This is a genomic window from Curtobacterium sp. CFBP9011, from assembly GCF_034045095.1.
GTDB lineage: Bacteria > Actinomycetota > Actinomycetes > Actinomycetales > Microbacteriaceae > Curtobacterium.
This window is the reverse complement of record NZ_JAXCWN010000004.1, coordinates 85,146-103,336: the sequence shown is the minus strand read 5'-3', so window position 1 is coordinate 103,336 and position 18,191 is coordinate 85,146. Positions and strand designations below refer to the sequence as shown.

18 protein-coding genes are annotated in these 18,191 nt (G+C 71.5%); 4 read left to right on the top strand and 14 right to left on the bottom strand.

The annotated features are described in order from the left end of the window. Positions 1 to 71 precede the first annotated feature (71 nt). From SOM35_RS10120 to SOM35_RS10110, 3 genes are all read right to left on the bottom strand, one after another. Positions 72 to 737: an SDR family NAD(P)-dependent oxidoreductase gene (locus SOM35_RS10120; RefSeq protein WP_320515302.1), complete on the bottom strand. Its 666-nt coding sequence runs from the start codon at positions 735 to 737 to the stop codon at positions 72 to 74. Positions 738 to 819: 82 nt separating this feature from the next. Then, a complete protein-coding gene (locus tag SOM35_RS10115; protein WP_320515301.1) occupies positions 820 to 1,221 on the bottom strand; it encodes a (R)-mandelonitrile lyase in 402 nt (133 codons plus the stop codon). Positions 1,222 to 1,276: 55 nt separating this feature from the next. Continuing rightward, positions 1,277 to 1,783, bottom strand: a complete 507-nt coding sequence (locus SOM35_RS10110) for a hypothetical protein (RefSeq protein WP_320515300.1) — start codon at positions 1,781 to 1,783, stop codon at positions 1,277 to 1,279. 138 nt (positions 1,784 to 1,921) lie between these two features. On the opposite strand from SOM35_RS10110, the gene SOM35_RS10105 reads away from it, so the two are divergent. Continuing rightward, positions 1,922 to 3,040 carry a PQQ-dependent sugar dehydrogenase gene (locus SOM35_RS10105; RefSeq protein WP_414648567.1) on the top strand — a complete coding sequence of 373 codons (1,119 nt, stop codon included), beginning with the start codon at positions 1,922 to 1,924 and terminating at the stop codon, positions 3,038 to 3,040. A 30-nt stretch (positions 3,041 to 3,070) separates the two neighbouring features. On the opposite strand, the gene SOM35_RS10100 is transcribed toward SOM35_RS10105, so the two are convergent. Further along, a complete protein-coding gene (locus SOM35_RS10100) occupies positions 3,071 to 4,138 on the bottom strand; it encodes an SDR family oxidoreductase (protein ID WP_320515298.1) in 1,068 nt (355 codons plus the stop codon). A 154-nt stretch (positions 4,139 to 4,292) separates the two neighbouring features. On the opposite strand from SOM35_RS10100, the gene SOM35_RS10095 reads away from it, so the two are divergent. After that, positions 4,293 to 5,531 carry an MFS transporter gene (locus SOM35_RS10095; protein ID WP_320515297.1) on the top strand — a complete coding sequence of 413 codons (1,239 nt, stop codon included), beginning with the start codon at positions 4,293 to 4,295 and terminating at the stop codon, positions 5,529 to 5,531. Between the two features lie 75 nt (positions 5,532 to 5,606). On the opposite strand, the gene SOM35_RS10090 is transcribed toward SOM35_RS10095, so the two are convergent. From SOM35_RS10090 to SOM35_RS10075, 4 genes are all read right to left on the bottom strand, one after another. Next, positions 5,607 to 6,245 (bottom strand): ATP-binding cassette domain-containing protein, encoded by a 639-nt coding sequence (locus SOM35_RS10090; protein WP_253468014.1) that lies wholly within the window; start codon positions 6,243 to 6,245, stop codon positions 5,607 to 5,609. Next, the gene (locus tag SOM35_RS10085) at positions 6,245 to 8,272 is read right to left on the bottom strand and encodes a hypothetical protein (RefSeq protein WP_320515296.1); all 2,028 of its coding nucleotides are present in this window, start codon (positions 8,270 to 8,272) and stop codon (positions 6,245 to 6,247) included. Before SOM35_RS10085 ends, SOM35_RS10090 begins: the two co-directional genes overlap by 1 nt. 73 nt (positions 8,273 to 8,345) lie before the next feature. Then, positions 8,346 to 8,741, bottom strand: coding sequence for a lactococcin 972 family bacteriocin (locus SOM35_RS10080; RefSeq protein ID WP_320515295.1), 396 nt, complete (start codon positions 8,739 to 8,741; stop codon positions 8,346 to 8,348). 99 nt (positions 8,742 to 8,840) lie between these two features. Next, complete coding sequence (locus SOM35_RS10075) at positions 8,841 to 9,821, bottom strand: NAD-dependent epimerase/dehydratase family protein (RefSeq protein ID WP_320515294.1); 981 nt, start codon at positions 9,819 to 9,821, stop codon at positions 8,841 to 8,843. 88 nt (positions 9,822 to 9,909) lie between these two features. On the opposite strand from SOM35_RS10075, the gene SOM35_RS10070 reads away from it, so the two are divergent. Both SOM35_RS10070 and SOM35_RS10065 read left to right on the top strand, forming a co-directional pair. Next, positions 9,910 to 10,890, top strand: a complete 981-nt coding sequence (locus SOM35_RS10070; RefSeq protein WP_253465579.1) for an aldo/keto reductase — start codon at positions 9,910 to 9,912, stop codon at positions 10,888 to 10,890. A 125-nt stretch (positions 10,891 to 11,015) separates the two neighbouring features. Further along, positions 11,016 to 11,906 carry an SGNH/GDSL hydrolase family protein gene (locus SOM35_RS10065; protein WP_320515293.1) on the top strand — a complete coding sequence of 297 codons (891 nt, stop codon included), beginning with the start codon at positions 11,016 to 11,018 and terminating at the stop codon, positions 11,904 to 11,906. A gap of 47 nt (positions 11,907 to 11,953) precedes the next feature. On the opposite strand, the gene SOM35_RS10060 is transcribed toward SOM35_RS10065, so the two are convergent. The 6 genes from SOM35_RS10060 to SOM35_RS10035 all read right to left on the bottom strand — a co-directional run bounded on the left by SOM35_RS10060 (position 11,954) and on the right by SOM35_RS10035 (position 18,038). Further along, positions 11,954 to 12,916 (bottom strand): SDR family NAD(P)-dependent oxidoreductase, encoded by a 963-nt coding sequence (locus SOM35_RS10060; protein ID WP_320515292.1) that lies wholly within the window; start codon positions 12,914 to 12,916, stop codon positions 11,954 to 11,956. An 89-nt stretch (positions 12,917 to 13,005) separates the two neighbouring features. Further along, a complete protein-coding gene (locus SOM35_RS10055) occupies positions 13,006 to 13,500 on the bottom strand; it encodes a DUF4126 family protein (RefSeq protein ID WP_320515291.1) in 495 nt (164 codons plus the stop codon). Positions 13,501 to 13,557: 57 nt separating this feature from the next. Beyond that, positions 13,558 to 14,484, bottom strand: coding sequence for a carbohydrate ABC transporter permease (locus SOM35_RS10050; RefSeq protein WP_290155607.1), 927 nt, complete (start codon positions 14,482 to 14,484; stop codon positions 13,558 to 13,560). Beyond that, positions 14,481 to 15,416, bottom strand: a complete 936-nt coding sequence (locus tag SOM35_RS10045) for a carbohydrate ABC transporter permease (RefSeq protein WP_111074097.1) — start codon at positions 15,414 to 15,416, stop codon at positions 14,481 to 14,483. Before SOM35_RS10045 ends, SOM35_RS10050 begins: the two co-directional genes overlap by 4 nt. 102 nt (positions 15,417 to 15,518) lie before the next feature. Continuing rightward, the gene (locus SOM35_RS10040; protein ID WP_320515290.1) at positions 15,519 to 16,847 is read right to left on the bottom strand and encodes a sugar ABC transporter substrate-binding protein; all 1,329 of its coding nucleotides are present in this window, start codon (positions 16,845 to 16,847) and stop codon (positions 15,519 to 15,521) included. Between the two features lie 45 nt (positions 16,848 to 16,892). Then, positions 16,893 to 18,038: an ROK family transcriptional regulator gene (locus tag SOM35_RS10035; protein ID WP_320515289.1), complete on the bottom strand. Its 1,146-nt coding sequence runs from the start codon at positions 18,036 to 18,038 to the stop codon at positions 16,893 to 16,895. Between the last annotated feature and the right edge of the window lie 153 nt (positions 18,039 to 18,191).

The following is an 18,191-nucleotide window of genomic DNA, read 5'->3' as shown; positions in this document are numbered from 1 at the left end:
AGCAGGCCCGCAGGCCGCGGCGGACGGGAGGCGCGGGGCGGGCCGGCACCGCGCCTCCCGTCCGGCGGCGGTCACTCGGGCAGCGGCTCCGCGTACGTGCGGAACTCGCCGCGCTCGGTGTGGATCGCCCAGAGACGCTCGGCGATCGACCGACCCGAGTGCTCGTCCTGGCCGTCGTCGATGCCGAACGGGATGATGAGCTGGCCGACGTGGACGTCCTCGTCGCGGACGGCGTCGTGGAGCAGCTGCGCGTACGCGGTCTCACCGGCGAACGCGACCGAGGTGCCGGTGACGCGGGCTCCCGGGCGGACGGCGCTGCCGCCGTTCACGAACAGGATCGTGCCGTGGCCGAGCGCGCGCATGCCGGGCAGGACCTGACGGACGGCGTTCACCGAGCCGTAGACCGAGAACTCGATCGGGCCGACGAGGTCCTCGGCGGTGGTCTCGAGGACGGGACGCATGTACTCCTTGGCGGGAAGCGGGCTGTACTGCAGCACCTCGATCGGGCCGAGCTGCTCGGTGGCCTGCTCGAGCGCGTGGCGGAGCGAGTCGCCGTCACGGACGTTCGCGGCGAAGCCGGCTGCCTGGTGCCCCTGCTCGCGGAGGGACGCGACGAGCTCGTCGAGGCGCGCCTGGTTGCGGGAGATCAGGGCGACGGCGAAGCCCTCGCGGGCGAAGCGTTCCGCGACGGCGAGCCCGAGGCCCTTGCCGGCGCCGACGATGGCGATGGTGGTCATGTGGTCCTCCGGGGACGGTTGGTGGTCGTTCCACTGAACCAGGCCGCCCGGTGCGGCAGCCCGGGGTCGATGGCCGGTTCGTTCAGGGGCGGTGGTACTCGTCGTCGGCGACGTGCTCGAGCCAGGTCGTCGTCGTCGCGGGGTCGTCGGCGTTGTCGAGCATCGCCAGGTGCGCCATGAAGTCGTCGGGGGTCGCGCCGTGCCAGTGCTCCTCGCCCGGGGGCGTGTACAGCGTCTGGCCGGGGCGCAGTTCGACGACCTGGCCGTCCCGCGTGCCGACGAGGGCGACCCCGTCGGTGACGTGCAGCGTCTGCCCCTTGGCGTGCGAGTGCCAGGCGGTCCGGGCTCCCGGTGTGAACCGGACCATCGCGACGGTCATCGTCTGTCCGGGCTCCTTCGGTGCCGCGATCGGGTCGAGCCAGACGTCGCCGGTGAACATCTCGGGCGGGTTCTTCGTGGTGGGCTGCTTCGGTTCGATCTGCATGCCGTCGACGGTAGGACGATCGGGTCGGCGTCGGGAGGTTCTGGTCGGACACCCCTCAGCGAGAGCCAGAGACCTGCGGCGTCCACCCGGGTGTGGCGATCGTGCCGTACCAGAGCGCGTACTCCGACCGGTCACTCGTGCGCGCCTGGATCCACACCCCGGAACGAGCGGGCACGGTCATCGGGATGCGCGCCGTCCGTCCACACCGCAGCGCGGCCCGGCCAGCGACGACGCCGTCCTCGCCGTCGCGGCCCTCGGGGAAGACCCGGACCGTGACCCGGACCGCTCCGGCATCGCGGCAGACCGCGACGACGTCGTAGTCGCCAGCCGGGGTCGACTCGCTGATGAGGCCGCCCTCGGCGACGTCGCCGCTGCGGAGGAGCTGCCCACCGCCGCTGTCCCAGCCGTCGGGGTCGGCGACGGTGTCCGCGGTCCGGTCGAGCCAGGCCTGGGCGGAACGTTGCCGGTCGGCGTCGGTGCCAGAGCACGCCGTCAGCGCCAGGACGCCGAGGACGAGTGCGGCGACGACGACGAGGCGACGACTGCCGGCGGTGGTCTGCATGCCCGGAGCATGGCACGGCCGACCGACACGACGAGCGTGTCCGTGTCGTGTCCGCGTCGTGTCCGTGACCCGCACGCGCCCAGCCTCTCCGCACCTCCGCGGGGTGCAATCGGTCGACACCCACCCCGGAGGCACCCCATGACGCAGACCCGTCGTACCGTCTCGGCCGTGAGCGTCGCGCTCGTCGCCCTGGCCCTCACCGCCTGCACCGGCGACGACCGGAGCGACCCGTCGGGCGCACCCCGGGCCTCCGCCCCGGCCGATCTGGCGACCGGACAGGTCGCACCGGACGGGCCAGCGAGCGACGTGGTCACCGGACTGGAGGCACCCTGGTCCGTCGTGCGCACCGGTGACGGTGCCGACGCGCTCGTCAGCCTGCGCGACTCGGCGGAGGTGCTCGAGCTGTCAGCCGACGGTGACACCCGCACCGTGGGCACCGTCCCCGGCGTCCGGCACGGCGGCGAGGGCGGACTGCTCGGTCTCGCCCTGCACGACGACGACCTGTTCGTCTACTCGACCGGCGAGGACGGCAACCGCATCGAGCGCTACGACCTGCGGGGTTCGACCGGCTCGTACACGCTCGGGAACGCGACGACCCTGATCGACGACCTGCCCGCGAACACCTTCCACGACGGCGGCCGGATCGCGTTCGGACCGGACGGCATGCTCTACGCCAGCGTCGGGGACGCCGGCGCGAGCGAGGACGCGCAGGACCAGGACTCGCTCGCCGGCAAGATCCTGCGACTGACCCCGGACGGCGACGTTCCGGACGACAACCCGTTCCCGGACTCCCCCGTCTGGAGCCTCGGGCACCGGAACGTGCAGGGCCTCGGGTGGAGTGCGGACGGCACGATGTTCGCCTCCGAGTTCGGGCAGGACCGGCGTGACGAGCTCAACGTCATCGAGCCGGGCAGAAACTACGGCTGGCCCGAGGTCGAGGGCACCGGCGGCGAGGACCAGGGGTTCGTCGACCCGGTGCAGCAGTGGGCCACCGACGACGCCAGCCCGAGCGGTCTGGCCGTCGTCGGCGACACGGTGTTCATCGCGAACCTGCAGGGCCGGGTGCTCCGCGGTGTCCCGGTCGACGACCCCGGCAGCGCGCACGAGTACTTCGCCGGGGAGTACGGCCGGATCCGCACGGTCCTGGCTGGGCCGGACGACACGCTGTGGTTCGTCACGAACAACACCGACGGGCGCGGTGATCCCGGCGCGGGCGACGACCGGATCGTGCAGGTCCCGCTGACCACCGGGTCCTGACCGCGCCACGCGGTGCCGCACCCGATCAGGTCAGGGGACGAGCCGCTCCGCCCGGTAGCGGTCGAACAGCCGGGTGAACGAGTCGAGGGTGCGGTGGTGCTCGGTGAACCCGGCGAGCCGGCTCTTCGACATGTCGGTCATCACCTCGATGTCCCGCCCGAGGTCCGCGTCGGTGTGCCACCAGGACGCCAGGCGCTCCAGGTCCGGCTCGACCAGGCCGTGCTCGGCGACGATGTCGGCCCAGACCGGTGCCGCGTCGACCATCTGCTCCTCGAAGGGGCGCGGGGCGGTGTCGAAGCCTTCGGCCTCGACACCCAGGTGCGACGCGATCCGTGGCCACATCCAGCGCCAGCGGAACACGTCGCCGTTCGCGGTGTTGAACGCCTCGTCGGACCCGGCCGGGTCCGTCGCCGCCCACACCATCTGCGCGGCGAGCAGGTCGGCGTCGGTGACGTCGGTCAGGCCGTTCCACTGCGTCTCGCTGCCGGGGAACACCATCGGTCGGCCGGTGTGCCGGCTGATCGCCGCGGCGACCGCGATGGTGAGCCCCATGTTCATGGCGTTGCCGACCGCGTACCCGAGGACGGTGTGCGAGCGGTGCACCGACCAGGTGAAGTCCTGACGCGCGGCGGCGGCGAAGAGCTCGTCCTCCTGCGCGTAGTAGAAGTTGTCGACGTCCAGGCGCGGCTCGTCCTCGTGGAACGGGGTGTCCGGCATCGCGCCCTGCCCGTACGCCTCGAACGGGCCGAGGTAGTGCTTCAGCCCGGTCATCAGCGCCACGTGCTGCACCGGTGCGTCGGCGAGCGCGGCGAGCAGGTCGCGGACCATTCCCCCGTTGACGGCGATGTTCTCGGCCTCGGTCGCCTGCCGCGACCACGCCGTGAAGAACACGTGGGTGGCGGGGACGTCCGCCAGGGTCGTGGTCAACGACTCTGCGGAGCGCAGGTCGGCGGAGCGCCAGGTGACCCCGGTGCGTTCCGCTCCCGGGCGGCGGGAGAGCGCGGTGACGGTCCAGCCGTCGGCGACGAGGTGGTCGACGATCGCCGATCCGGCGATGCCGGTGGCGCCGACGACGAGGGCGTGCGGGGTCGCGGTCATGCGGGTCCTTCCGGTGGAGGGCGGTGAACCGGAGACAACACCTGTCGGCTGTGTGCATTCCGTCCCGCGCGTGGTCCCCGGCCGGGAGGCACGTGGGGACAGGGGCACGGACGTCACCTCCCTCGTGTGGTCGCCTCCGTCTACCGTCGTCCACGTGACACCACAGACCCCGAACCCGTCCGGACCGCACGGCATGACGACCGGCCGTACCCTCCTGTTCGCCGTCGGCGGTGGCGCCGCGGTCGGGAACCTGTACTGGGCGCAGCCGCTGCTCGACGAGATCGCCGCGGACCTGCACGCTTCGTCGTCGCTGGCCGGGTTGCTCGTCACCGTGACGCAGGTCGGGTACGCGCTGGGGATCCTCTTGGTCGTCCCGCTCGGTGACGTCCTGGACCGTCGGCGTCTGGTCCCCGGGGTGCTCGTCGCGTCGGCGGTCGCGCTGCTGCTCGCCTCGGTCGCACCCTCGTTCGGCGTGCTGCTCGGTGCCCTCGGCCTGGTCGGGCTGACGACCGTCGCCGGGCAGCTGCTCACACCGCTCGCCGGCGACCTGGCCGACCCGGCCGCCCGAGGTCGTGTGGTCGGCACCGTGGCGTCCGGCATGCTCACCGGCATCCTGGTGTCGCGGACGGTCAGCGGGCTCGTGGCCCAGGTGGCCGGCTGGCGCGCGATCTACGTCGTCGCCGCGGTCGCCGCCCTCGTGCTCGCGGTCTTGCTGCGCCGGGCGATCCCCCACCTCGACCGTCGCGACCGGGTGCCGTACCCACAGCTCATCGGGTCGGTGTTCCGTGCGGTCGCGCACCACCGGTCGGTGCAGGTGACCCTGGTGCTCGGCGCGTCGGCGTTCGCGGTGTTCACGATGTTCTGGACGGCGCTGACGTTCCTGCTGAGTGCTCCGCCGTTCGGGTACTCGCCGGCCGCGATCGGTCTCGTCGGACTGGCCGGGCTCACCGGGGCTGTCGCTGCCCAGCGTGTCGGACGTCTGCACGACCGCGGACTGTCGGTGCCGGTGACCGGGGCGGCGCTCGCGCTCGGGCTCCTGTCACTGGTCGTCGCCGGGCTCGGAGCGCGGTCGATCGTGGTGGTCCTCGTCGCAGTGGTGCTGCTCGACATCGGGGTGCAGGCGGCGAACGTGCTCAACCAGACCCGGCTGTTCGCGATCGACTCGGCAGCGCGGAGTCGGCTCAACACGGCCTTCGTGACCGGGAACTTCATCGGGGGCGCCGTCGGTTCCGCGCTGGCCTCGGTGCTCTGGGGGCTCGGCGGGTGGACGGCGGTCACGATCGGTGGGGCCGTCCTGTTCGGGTTCGCCTTGACGGTGTGGGCGGTCCACCGCCGCGGGGCACTCGCGCTGCCGGGTGGTGGTGACGCCGCGGCGGGAGCCGGGAGGCCCTGACCACGACCGTCGCGGAGCTACCACGACCGTCGCGGAGCAGCGGCCGCAGCGCACGCCAGGACCACTGCCGGTGGCTCACCTCAGGCCCGTCGGCTCCAGCCGCAGGACGCTCGCCGCCCAGGCGACGACGGAGGGGTCGTGCGTCGCGACGAGCACAGCAGCTCCGGCCGATGCGAAGTCGGTGAGCGTCTCCGACACCATCCGGGCGTTGTCGTCGTCGAGTGCGCTGGTCGGTTCGTCGGCCAGGATGACGTCGGGCTGCTTCACGAGGAGTCGAGCGAGTGCGACGCGCTGCTGCTCACCGCCGCTGAGGTCGTGCGCACGGTCGCTTCCGCGTCCTGCGAGTCCGACCCGCTCCAACGCCTCGGCAGTCCGCATCCGGGACCCCCTTCGTGCACGACCCGGACGTCCGATGTCGATGTTGGCGTCGACCGTCATGTCGTGGACCAGGCCGAAGTCCTGGAAGAGGTAGCCGAGGTGGTCCCGCCGGAGTCGTCTGGCTCGACCGAAGCTCCTGCCCGCGGTCGTCCCGTCGATGCGGACCGCCCCGGAGTCCAGTGAGTCGATGAGCCCGATGCAGTCGAGCAGGGTCGACTTGCCCGATCCGCTCGGTCCGGTGAGTGCGAGGACCTCGCCTCGCGCCACACCGAACGACAGGTCCTGCCAGAGCAGCCGTCCACCCCGACGCTTGGCTGCACGGTCGACTTCGAGCATCACGATCGACCTCCACGGGACCGGACGACCGCCCGGGTCGAGACGGCGACCACGGCCACGGCCACCAGCGAGAGCAGCACGAGCACCGCGGCTGCCGATGCTCCACCCACGCCCGCCGCGCGCGCGGCGGGATCCAGTGCCGAGACGGCTCCCGACCCGTCAGGTCGTGCTCGCCACCAGCGGTTCACGACCGCGACACCGCCCACTGCCAGCAGGAGGCTCTCGACGAGCAGCAGGTCGCCGTTCGCACGAGCCGACGGGCGACCGGCCGCGATGTCGGTGAAGAGCCGACGGCCGTGACGTCGGTGATGTGCCGTGGTACCGATCACGGCGAGGGCGACGACGACCGCCAGACCACTGATCGTCGCGAGCACCGCGATGCCCACGGCGGTCTCGGCCTGGCGTCGACGTTCAGCTGCCGCCTGCCCCACGGACACGACTGCGCTGAACTCGTCGCCGAGATCGGCCGCGTCGATGGCGCGATCGGCAGCGGCTTCAGAGGTGAAGACGACGTCACCGGTGGACAGCCAAGCCCCGAGCTGGTCCGGCGTGAAGACACGGGAGGCATCCGGGACGACGACGACCACGGCATCGGTCAGCCAGGAGACCGCCGACGAGTCACCGGCGTACGTGTACGCCCCGGCGGATCGGAGGACCCCACCGCCGATGTGCCGCCGCTGCTCGTCGGACGCCCCTCGGAGCTCCCAGCCCACCAGCGCACGGATCACCGCCGCTCGGTCCAGGTCGGACCCCGGCGGGGTCCAAACCGCGATGCGGTCGTCGGTCACCGTGATGCGGTCACCGTTCTCGGCCCGGAGGTCCTGATGACGCAGGTACTCGGCGTCGACGAACAGCGCGGGGGCGGACCCCGAACGGGTTCCCGTGCCGACTTCGACCGCGGCGGTGAGCAGGGCTTCGTGCCGGTCGAGAGCGGTGCCGACGAGATCACCGATCCGGTCCCAGTAGTCCTGCGTCGTCGATCCGGGCCGGGGGTCCGGGGTGACCCACAGTTGGACGGCTTCGCCGGCCGCACGGAGCTCACGGTCACCGGATCCCGACCGGGCCGCTGCGGCTGCCGCCGTGAGGTCGAACACCGCGGCGACCAGCAGCAACGTCGCGGAGAGTCGAGCAACCTGTGCCACCAGGACGATCGTCCCCGGAGGCCGAGCTCCCCTGAGGGTGGCCGCGATCGGACGGCGGGCCGCGATGAGCGTTCCGACGACGTGGACCGCCATGACCGGGATGAGCAGGGCTGCCAGGAACACCGCTGCCGAGGTCGCGAAGGTCGCCCACGCCGCGAGACCGTTGTGGCACCAGAGGATGAGTCCGACGACCGGTGCTCCGACCAGCGCGACGAGCACGGTCGTCCGGGCCTCGGACAGCTCGGAGCCGACGATCGCCCAGGCGCTGCGACCGTGCAGACCGCGGACAGCCGTCCGGCGTGGCGATCCGATCGTCCCGACCAGGCAGAGCGTCACACAACCGAGCACGAGGCAACCGACGAGTCCGGACGTGCCCTGGACGCCCCCGGCGACGCCGAGGCGGTCGAGGACGGGGACCGACTCGGAACTGGTCGTGAAACCGGCGGCCTGTAGCGCTGCGGCAGTGGCCCGTCCAGCGCCATCGTCACCGATGACCTCGTACGAGCCGGCGGGGTCGTAGCGGTCGAGCGCCGCCATCGGCCGCACCGTCGTGCGTACCGTCCGGGAGAAGTCCGCGTAGCCGTCCCGCAGCCACTCGGCACCGTCGGTCCCCGGCGCGGCGGTCACCAGAGCGGTGCGCCGGGCGGTCGGTGCGGACCGGTCGGCGACGGTCCGGACGACCGTGGCCTGGTGTCGTCGTGCGACGTCTTCGAGGGAGGCGGCGATCCGGCCGTTCGACGTGATCCCGCGCTCGGCCACGGCAGTCACGACGGAGGAGACACCGACCACGCCGGACTCACTGAGTCGGGTCGCTCCGAGGAAGGCGAGGACGACGGCGAGCAGGGGTGGGATGACGTAGGCGAGACGCACCGAGCGCATGCGCATGGGTCTCCTTCCGGCAGCACCGATGGGCAGAGCGGCGAGCGGGGCGTTCCCCGGAGAACGCCCCGCTGTCCGTTCAGCAGTTGTGGTAGTACGCCTTGTTGCCACTCCGGGCCTTCGGCGCCGTGGCGAGCGCGTACCTGCCGCCCGCGACTCCGGTGACGCGCTTCGACTTCACCCCGACAGCGGTGGCTCCGTGACACCGACGTTCGCGGAAGAAGTTCGACCAAGCGTCGTCCTTCCCGACTCCCCACTGCCAGAAGCTGCCACCGCCACCGTCGTCCTTGCGAACCGTGCTGCCGCGGGCCTCGCCACTCGACCCCGGCCCGTCGTTCGTCATCAGGACGCCACCTGCTTCAGAGCCGTGCCCGAGCATCTCGGTCGGCGTCGCCGACGCGAGGGACGCTGGTCCGACGACGAGCGCGGACGCCAGCGCGAGACCGACCATCAGGACTGGTTTCTTGTTCCCCATGTGTGTTCCTCTTCCTGCCCCCGATTGAGGCAGGCCGAGGCTGTCAGGTGTACGGTACTGATGTCAAGTACATCGCATTTCAGATGGGTCGACTCGACCTCACACGACCAACGTCGCCGCCACCTCGACTTCCCCGTGCTCCACGAGCCACCGCACCGCGTCGAGCACCGTCTCCTCCGCCGTGTACCGCGGCGCGTACCCGAGCAGCCGCTGCGCCTTGTCGATGCTGAACACGTGGCTGCGCGACAGGTGCTCCCAGCTCGCGTCTGCGTGCTCGGCGGCGGCGGCCTCGCGGAACCGGTCCCACGTGACGGGCTCGAGCCGGGCCTCCTGACCGAACCAGGACGCGGCGAGCGCCGCGTACCCCCGCACGTTCAGTGCCGTGGGGGCGACGACGGTGAAGTCCTGGCCGGCTGCTGCGTCTCGGTGCTCGACGACGAGCGCGAAGGCCTGGGCGACGTCGTCAGCGTGGACGTGGGCCATCGTCTCGACACCGAGGCCGGGCACGAGCAGGGGTTCCCCGGCGGACAGCGTGCGCCAGACCGACGGGTCGAGGTTGCCGACCGGGCCGATCGGCGCCCAGCCCGGGCCGCTGATGTGCCCCGGGTGGAGCGAGGTCGTTGCGAGACCCCCACGGGCGGTTTCTTCCTTGAGCATCCGGGCGATGGCGTCCTTCTGCGTGCCGTACTCGCCCACCGGCGGGGTCGCGTTCTCCTCGGTGACGGGCAGCACGGTGCTGGGTCCGGCGCGCCAGATCGAGCCGCAGTGGACCAGGTGCACGTCGGTGCCGCGGAGCGCGTCGACGAGGGCGGTGGCGGACTCGAGGGTGAAGCAGACGAGGTCGATGACGACGTCGGGGCGCAGGCCGACGATGCGGTCGCCGAAGACGCCGTCGCGGTCCTCCTGCTCGCGGTCGGCGGTGACCTGCTCGACCTGCTGCCACTCCGGGGCGTCGACGTAGGCCGCGCGGGTGCCGCGGCTGATGGTGACGACGTCGTGACCGGCACGCACCAGACGGGGGACGAGGAAGGTGCCGATGTGGCCGGTGGCACCGATGACGACGACGCGCTGTCTGCTCATGCCGTCACCGTACGCGCGGCCCGCCGCTCGCCACGCGCAGCGGACGATGCCACCGTCCGCCCGGCGACCAGGGGCTAGCGTCGATCCCATGCAGCGACGCACACTGGGCCGTACCGGCCGTGAGACCTCCGTGATCGGACTCGGCACCTGGCAGTTCGGCGGCGACTGGGGTCCGGTCGCGGCCGAGGACGCCTTCGCCGTGATGGACGCCTCCGCCGAGGCCGGCACCACCCTGTTCGACACAGCCGACGTGTACGGGGACGGCCGGAGCGAGCAGCTCATCGGCCGCTGGATCGCCGCGCACCCCGAGGCCGGGGTGACCGTCGCGACGAAGATGGGTCGCCGCGTCGACCAGGTGCCGTCGAACTACGTCGCCGCGAACTTCCGGCAGTGGGTGGACCGGTCGCGCGAGAACCTCGGCCAGGACACGCTCGACCTCGTCCAGCTGCACTGCCCGCCGACCGAGGTCTTCTCCGACGACGCCGTCTACGACGCGCTCGACGCCCTGGTCGCCGACGGGTCGATCGCGGCGTACGGCGTCAGTGTCGAGACCGCGGACCAGGCCCTGACCGCGATCGCCCGCCCGGGGGTCGCGAGCGTGCAGGTCATCCTCAACGCGTTCCGCCTGAAGCCGCTGGACCGCGTGCTGCCCGCCGCCCGGGAGGCCGGGGTCGCGATCCTGGCGCGCGTCCCGCTGGCCTCGGGGCTGCTCACCGGCAAGTACACGACCGAGACGACGTTCGCGCCGGAGGACCACCGCACCTACAACCGGGAGGGTCAGGCCTTCGACCAGGGCGAGACCTTCAGCGGCGTGCCGTTCGAGGACGGTGTCCGTGCGGCGCAGGAGTTCGCCGCGTCCCTGCCCGAGGGCGTCTCCGTCCCGCAGGCAGCGCTGGCGTGGGTGGTCGCCCAGGAGGGCGTGACCGCCGCGATCCCGGGTGCCCGGAACGCCGAGCAGGCCCGCTCGAACGCCGCCGCCGGGTCCCTCGACCTGCCGGCCGACCTCGACGCGACCGTGCACGAGCTCTACGACCGGTGGTTCCGCGCGACGGTGCACGAACGCTGGTGACCGGCGGCCTCGGGGCCCGCTGACGTCCCGGGTTCCTGTGGTCCGCTCGGAAGGACCTCAGGAAGCGGGACCACTTCCCATCCGGCCCGCGGCCTGCGCGAGCCGGTCGGTCCTACGGTGATGCCGTGCAACCACGTGCCCTCCGTCAGCCCCGCGTCCACGAGCCACGTCCGGGTCGTCGCCGACGCACGCTGTGCGTCGCGGGGGTCCTCGGTGCCGCCGCCCTGCTCGGCGCGGGCGTGGTGGTGGTGCCGGGCATCGCCTCGGCGGCTGAACACCCGGCGGTCGTCGGGAGTGCGCCCCACGAGCGCGGCGCGGACGTCGTCCCGGCGGGTACCGTCCGGGTCGACGCCGAGCGCACGTGGGAACTCGACCACACGCCGGACCAGGTGCTGACCGGGCCGCTCGGGACGGCAGCACCCAGTGGCGTGCGCTTCGCGTACGCGGGAGACTCGGTCACCGCCCGCCCCGGTTCGTGGTTGCGCGACCTCGCCGCCGATCCTGCCGTGCACGCCCTCGGTGGGTACGCCCACAGCGGCTACCGTGCCGACCAGGTCGCCGCGCTCATGCCCGCCGTGCCCGGAGCCGACGTCCTGGTCGTCGAGCTCGGCACGAACGACGTCAACCAGGACGTCCCGGCCACCCGCACGATCGCAGCGATCAACGCCCTGGTCGCCCGTGACGGCGCACCGCACGTCCTGGTCGTCGACACCCCGCCGTCCGACCACACGACGAGCCTGTGGGGCGTCGACCGGCGGACCGGGAACGCCGAGATGAACCGTGACCTCGCGAGCGACGCCCGGCACCACGGCTGGACGGTCATCGACCCGTTCGCCGCCGTCCGCACCGCAGACGGCGCGTACGCCCCGGGCACGTCGCTCGACGGGATCCACCCGACGACGGCGGCCAACACCGCGATCGCGCGGCGGTTCGCCCGCGCGATCGTCGCCACGGGCCACTCGGCGACCACCGCCACGTCGGCGGCCGGCACGACCGCGACAGCGACCGGGGTCTGACGCGCCGACGTGCTCGGGGCGGCACCGCAGCGTGCTCCGCTGACGACTCAGCGCGTGGCGAGCAACGCGTCGCTCGCGTCCCACAGCTTCTCGGCGGACTCCGGGTCCAGCGCCTCCGGGCGCACTCCCACGAGCGGCCGGTCGTCGCTCGCCGGCACCGACTCGGCGCAGTCCTCGAAGTACCGGCCGCCGACACCCTCGACGAGCGGTGACGCCGCCACGAGCACCGAGGTCGCGGCACCCTGCTCCGGGGTCTTGAAGCCCTCGGCCGGCGAACCGTCCTCGTGGACGATGCCGATCGCGAGCGCCTGCTCGTGCGACAGGTGCCGGGAGAGGTCGGTGAGGATGCCGCCGGGGTGCACGGCGTTCGCGATGATGCCGTCCGCGGCCCAGCGTCGGGTGGCCTCCACCGCGAAGAGCGCGTTCGCGGTCTTCGACTGCCCGTAGGCCACCCACGGGTCGTAGGGGCGCCGCTCGAACATGAGGTCGTCGAGGTCGATCCCGGCGGTGTGGTGCCCGGCGGAGCTCAACGCGACGACCCGTGCGGCGCGACCGGTCCGGTCCGCCCCGGCGCGCAGGGCATCACGGAGGCCGGTGACCAGGCTGTGGTGCCCGAGGTGGTTCGTGGCGAACTGCAGCTCCCAGCCCTCCGGCGTCCGGAGCTCGGGGGTCGCCATGACGCCGGCGTTGCCGATGACGACGTCGAGCGGCCCGGTCCACGCGGCGACGAAGGCGCGGACGGAGGCACGGTCGGCGAGGTCGAGCGGGCGGACCTCGACCGAGGCACCCGGGACGTCGGCGCGGAGTCGTCCGGCCGTCCGCTCCCCCTGCTCGGGCCGCCGCACGGCGAGGACGACCGAGGCCCCGGCACCGACGAGGGCGGCCGAGGTCGTCGCGCCGATCCCGGCGGCACCGCCGGTCACGATGACCCGCAGCCCTGTGAGGTCGATGCCGCGGAGGACCTCCGCGGCGGTGGTCGTGGCGTCGAACGGGGTCGTGATCCTGGACATGCCCGGGAGTCTACGCAACAGGTGTCGTCGACGGACGGGAGGCCCGGCGCACGTCGTGTGCCGGGCCTCCCGTCCGTCAGGTGGTCGCGTCAGCCGGCGCGCACCACCGCGCGCGAGCCGGCGATGACGGCGACGTCCTCGGCGACGGCGACGACCGGGTCGGGCAGGACCGCGCCGACGGCCTTGCGGGCGGCCCAGGCGACGTAGGAGCCGACGAGGGCTCCGATCGCGCCGAGGATCGCGCCCTCGATGCGCAGGTCCGACTTGCCGGACTTCGTGGTGGTGCCGAGGGCGAGACCGGCGAACGCGCCCGCACCGATGCGCCCGAGGAGCGCCGGGAAGGCGATCCGGTTCGGGGTCTTCGGCATCTTGTCCGCGACGATCTCGCCCGCGGCGCCGACGACGAGACCGGCGCGACCGATCGACGAGTCGAAGGTCTTCCAGTCCTGCCACTCACCGCGCAGGTCCTTGTCGCCGTGGTGCAGTCCGAGGACGGCGAGCGGCGTGGCGGAGCGACCGCCGCTGAGGATCCCGAGCAGCAGGGCTCGCGTCAAGGTGCTGGTGGTCCGGCTCTTCTTCGACATGTGTTCCGTCTCCTTCGTGTCCCGGTCGACGCTACTCAGTCCGGCTGTCCCCGAGGCTCAGCCCTTGACCGCTCCCGCGGACATGCCGGACACCAGGTTGCGCTGGATGATCATGAAGAAGACCACGACGGGCAGCGAGAACAGCACGGAGGCGGCCATCTGCCCGGTGAAGTCGGTGCCGGCGGTCTGCGTGGTGAAGGACGCCAGCCAGACCGGCAGCGTGTAGTGCGCCTGGTCCTGCATGAACGTGTAGGCGACGATGTAGTCGTTCCACGCGGCGATGAACGCGAACACGCTCGTCGCGATGACGCCGGGCATCACGAGCGGGAACAGCACCTTCGTCAGGACCTGCCAGGTGCTCGCGCCGTCGATGCGGGCCGCCTCTTCGATCTCGATCGGGATGGCGAGGAAGAATCCGCGCATCACCCAGATCGAGAACGGCAGCACCGCGGCGACGTAGGCCAGGATCAGGCCGAAGTAGCTGCCGGTGAGCCCGGTCTGGTTGAAGATGAGGAACTGCGGGATGAGCAGTGCGGTGCCGGGCAGCATCTGGACGAGCAGGATCACGACCAGGATCGTCCGGCGTCCGCGGAACCGGAAGCGCGACAGCGCCGCCGACGCCAGGATCCCGAGCACCAGCGACAGGACGACCGCCCCGACCACGACGATGCTCGAGTTCTTCAGGTAGACGAGGAAGTCGGCGCGGGTGAACGCGGTGACGAAGTTGTCGATCGTCGGGTGTGCGGGGGCGAACAGCGGGGTGCTCGTCAGCGCTTCCGACCGCGGCTTGAACGCGGTGTTCACCATCCAGTAGACGGGGAAGATCCACACCACGCAGAAGACCACGGCGATGGTGCTGCTGATCCACCGCACCGGTCGGCGGCGGCGGCGGATGCGCTCGGTGGCCGCGACGCCCTTCGGGGTGGGGACGGCGGCGGGGACGTCGGCGTCGACGGGGACGCCCGTCGGCAGTGCGGTGGTCACAGCTCTTCTCCCGATCGGACGAGGTTCCGGATGTAGAGGGCGCTGAGGGCCATGAGGATCAGCGCGGCGATCACGGCGACGGCGGACCCGGTGCCGATGTCGTGCCCGACGAACGCGGTGATGTAGGTGAAGACGCCGAGGGTCGAGGTCGCACCGTCGGGGCCGCCCTGCGAGACGAGCCAGATCTGGTTGAAGACGTTGAAGTCCCAGATGATCGAGAGCATCGTCACGAGGAGCAGCGTCGGGCGGAGGTACTCGATGGTGACGACGCGGTAGACGGTCCACTCGGAGCCGCCGTCGAGCCGGACGGCTTCCTTCACCTCGAGCGGGATCTGGGTCTCGGCCGCGTAGAGCGTCAGGGCGATGAAGGGCACCGCCTGCCAGACGACGAGCATCCAGATCGACGTGTACGCCAGTCCGGCGCTGTTGCCCCAGTCGGTGTTCGTCATGTCGCCGAAGACGTGCAGCTGGGTGAGCGCCCAGTTCACGACGCCGTAGCCCGGCTGGAACAACCAGTTCCACACGAGCGAGGACGCCACGTTCGGCATGCCCCAGGCGCAGATCAGGACGATCGTCACGGCGTACCGGAGGACCACGCCGAGCCGGGTCATCAGGTGGGAGACGCCGGCGCCGATGAGGATGCTGCCGAGCACCATCGCGGCGGTGAACAGGACCGTGCGCACCAGGGAGGCCCAGAACGTCGGGTCGGTGAGGATCTGCACGTACTGCGCCAGGCCGACGGCGTCGTAGGCCCCGGTGTAGAGCGAGCGCTGGTCGTAGTCGGTGAAGGACGTGAAGACCAGGAAGACGATGGGGGCGATCGTCACGAAGACGAGCACCAGGCCCGCCGGCGTGAGGAGCCACAGCGGGGCGGACGAGCGGGCGGGACGGCCGGTGCGCTCCTGGCTCGGGCGGGTGGCGGAGACGGTCACGTCTGGCCTTTCCGTGAGGGGCGGACGGTGCGGGTACCGCGGTGGTCGCCGTGGCTGGTGCCGGGGCACCCGCGCCGTCCTGCGTCGGTCGAGGAGTGCGGCCTACTTCTTGTTGAGCGTCGCGTCGGCTGCCTTGTCGAAGGTCGCGGCGGCCTCCTCCGGGGTCTTCGAGCCGGAGACGATGCTCGAGAACAGGTCGTTGATGCTCTGGTCACCCTCGAGGTCGGCCCAGCGGGAGTTCGCCGGCGTCGCCTTCGAGTTCAGGGCTGCCGTGAAGAAGCCCTTGTTGATGTCGCTGAGCGTCGAGTCGGCGGCCTTGATGCCGTCGGTGCTGTTCGGGATCCAGCCGTTGTCGCCGTAGACGTACTTGCTCTGCATGTCCGGGCCGGACGCGATCTTCACCCACTGCAGGGCCAGGTCCGTGTTCTTCGACTTCGCGGCCACACCCCAGTCCGAGCCGCCGAGCATGACCGGCTGGGTCTTCCCGGACTTGCCCGGGAACGGGAAGGTGCCGAGCTTGTCCGCCGTCATCTCGGGGTTCGCCTGCTCGATGAGCCCGAGCGTGCCGCTGGTGCTGAGGATGGCCGAGGCCTTCTCGTCGGCGAAGACCTGGTTCATGTCCGGGCTGTCGGTGTTGAGCGTCGCCGAGGCCTTCGAGGAGTAGTCGTTCGCGAACTCCTTGAAGTCCGTCAGACCCTGCTGCGCCTTCGCGTCACCGAAGCCGGCCGTCCAGGTGCCGTCCTGCTCGGTCGCGATCTCGCCGCCGGCGTCCCAGACGAACTGCATGCCGGCGTACCAGTACTGACCGGGCATGTAGAAGGCCGAGAAGTCGTTCGCGGTGTTCTTCGCCTTGACCTTGTCGAGGTCCGCGGTCAGTTCCTCGTAGGTGGTCGGGGCCGTCGTGATGCCGGCGTCGGCCCACATCTGCTTGTTGTAGATGACCGACCGGGCACCGGCGAACCCGGGGACGCCGTACAGCGAGCCGTCGACGGTCGCCGGGTCCGAGAGCCCGGCGAGCCAGGTCTGCCCCTGCGCCAGGTCCTTCTCGTAGGGAGTCAGGTCGAGGAGCGCCCCGTTGGCGGCGTAGCTGGCGACCTGGGTGTTGCCGAGGTCGAGGACGTCCGGCGGGGTGTTCGTCGCCAGGGCGGTGGAGATCTTCGTCGTGATGCCGTCCCACTGCTGGATCTGCACCTTGACCTTCGCGCCGGTCTTCGCTTCGAACTCCTTGTTGATCGCGGCGATGGTCTTGTCGGAGTAGTCCCCGGTCATGGCCCACACGGTCAGCGTCTTGCCGTCGCCCTTGACGTCGGCGACGTCCTTGGTCCCACCGCCGCCCCCGCCACCGGCGTTGCCGGCGCTGGAGCAGGCCGTCAGGCCCATCGCGATGGTCAGGGCCACGGCAGCTGCTGCCGCGAACTTCGTCGTACGCATTGCTTCTCCTTGGTGGTCGTTCTGCGGTGTCGGTGTCGGGTCGGGTCAGCTCACGCCGAGCTCCGCGGCGAGCAGGAAGGCTGCTCCGCCCCGGAGGATCAGGTCGCTGTTGGTGGAGGTGGCGGTCACGGCGAGGTCGTTGCCGACGCTCGCGAGGGTCCGTGCCGTGGCCGTCGCGCGGACGGCCTGGATGAAGGGGCCCTGCACCAGGTCGGCGGGGCCGGTGACGACGATCTCGGTGATGTTCACTGCGCTGATGATCGGCGCGAGGACACCGCCCAGCGTGCTGCCGGCGGAGCGCAGGACCGCGTCGCGGCTGTCGGGCGACGCGGCGATCCGGCGGGTCAGGTGCTCGGCGCCGATGAGGACCTCGAGGCAGCCCCGGCGACCGCAGAGGCAGGGTTCGCCGTCCTCGTCGATCGTCAGGTGCCCGATCTCACCGGCGGCGAACCGTTCGCCGAGCACCAGGCGGCCGCCGAGCACCATGCCCGTGCCGACACCGTGTTCGAGTGCGACGACGAGCAGGTCGTTGCCGGGCTCGGCCTCGAACGCGTGCACCCCGAGGGCCGCGGTGTTGGCGTCGTTGAGCACGTGCACGGGCAGCCGGAAGTGCTCGGTGAGCTGTGCCTGCAGCGGCAGGTCGGCGCCGAGGGCCACGGAGTGCAGCACGGTGCCGTCGGCGTCGATGACCCCGGGGCAGCCGACCGCGATGCCGAGCAGGCGGCGGGTGGTCATCGTCGCGAGGCGTTCCACCAGCCGGATGATCCGGACGACGGCCTGTTCCCCGGTGGCACCGTCGACCTCGATCTTGGCGCTGTCCACCACGTCGCCGCGGAGGTTCGTGACCGCCCCGACGAAGTGGTCGGGGAGGGACAGGTCGACGACGACGATGTGGAACGCGTCCACGTTGAGGGTGATGAGCGTCGCGGGCTTGCCGACCCGCAGGTCCTCCCGCGGGCCGAGCTCGGTGACCAGTGCGTCGACCTCGAGTTCCGCCACGAGCCCGGACACGGTGGGGCGGGTGAGGCCCGACTGCCGGGACAGGTCGGCGCGGCTCATGGCCCCGTCGGTGAAGAGCGTCTGCAGGATCAGCGAGCGGTTGTGGGCTCGGCTGTGCTGCGGGAGCGCCTTGCTGCGGGAGCGTCGGAGCTGCGCGCCGAAGGTGGTCTGGACGTCCGTCTCGTTCGGCATCAGATCTCCTCCCTCCGAGCGGTTGCCTTAGTAAAGGACCGTTCCTAATCACCTGTCAAGACCCGATCTGCAGCCGTAACACGTGCGTGATCTGGCGGAAACAGGCGGAAGTCATCGCTTGCCACGGATGCGTAAGGCGTGTTTACTAACCCG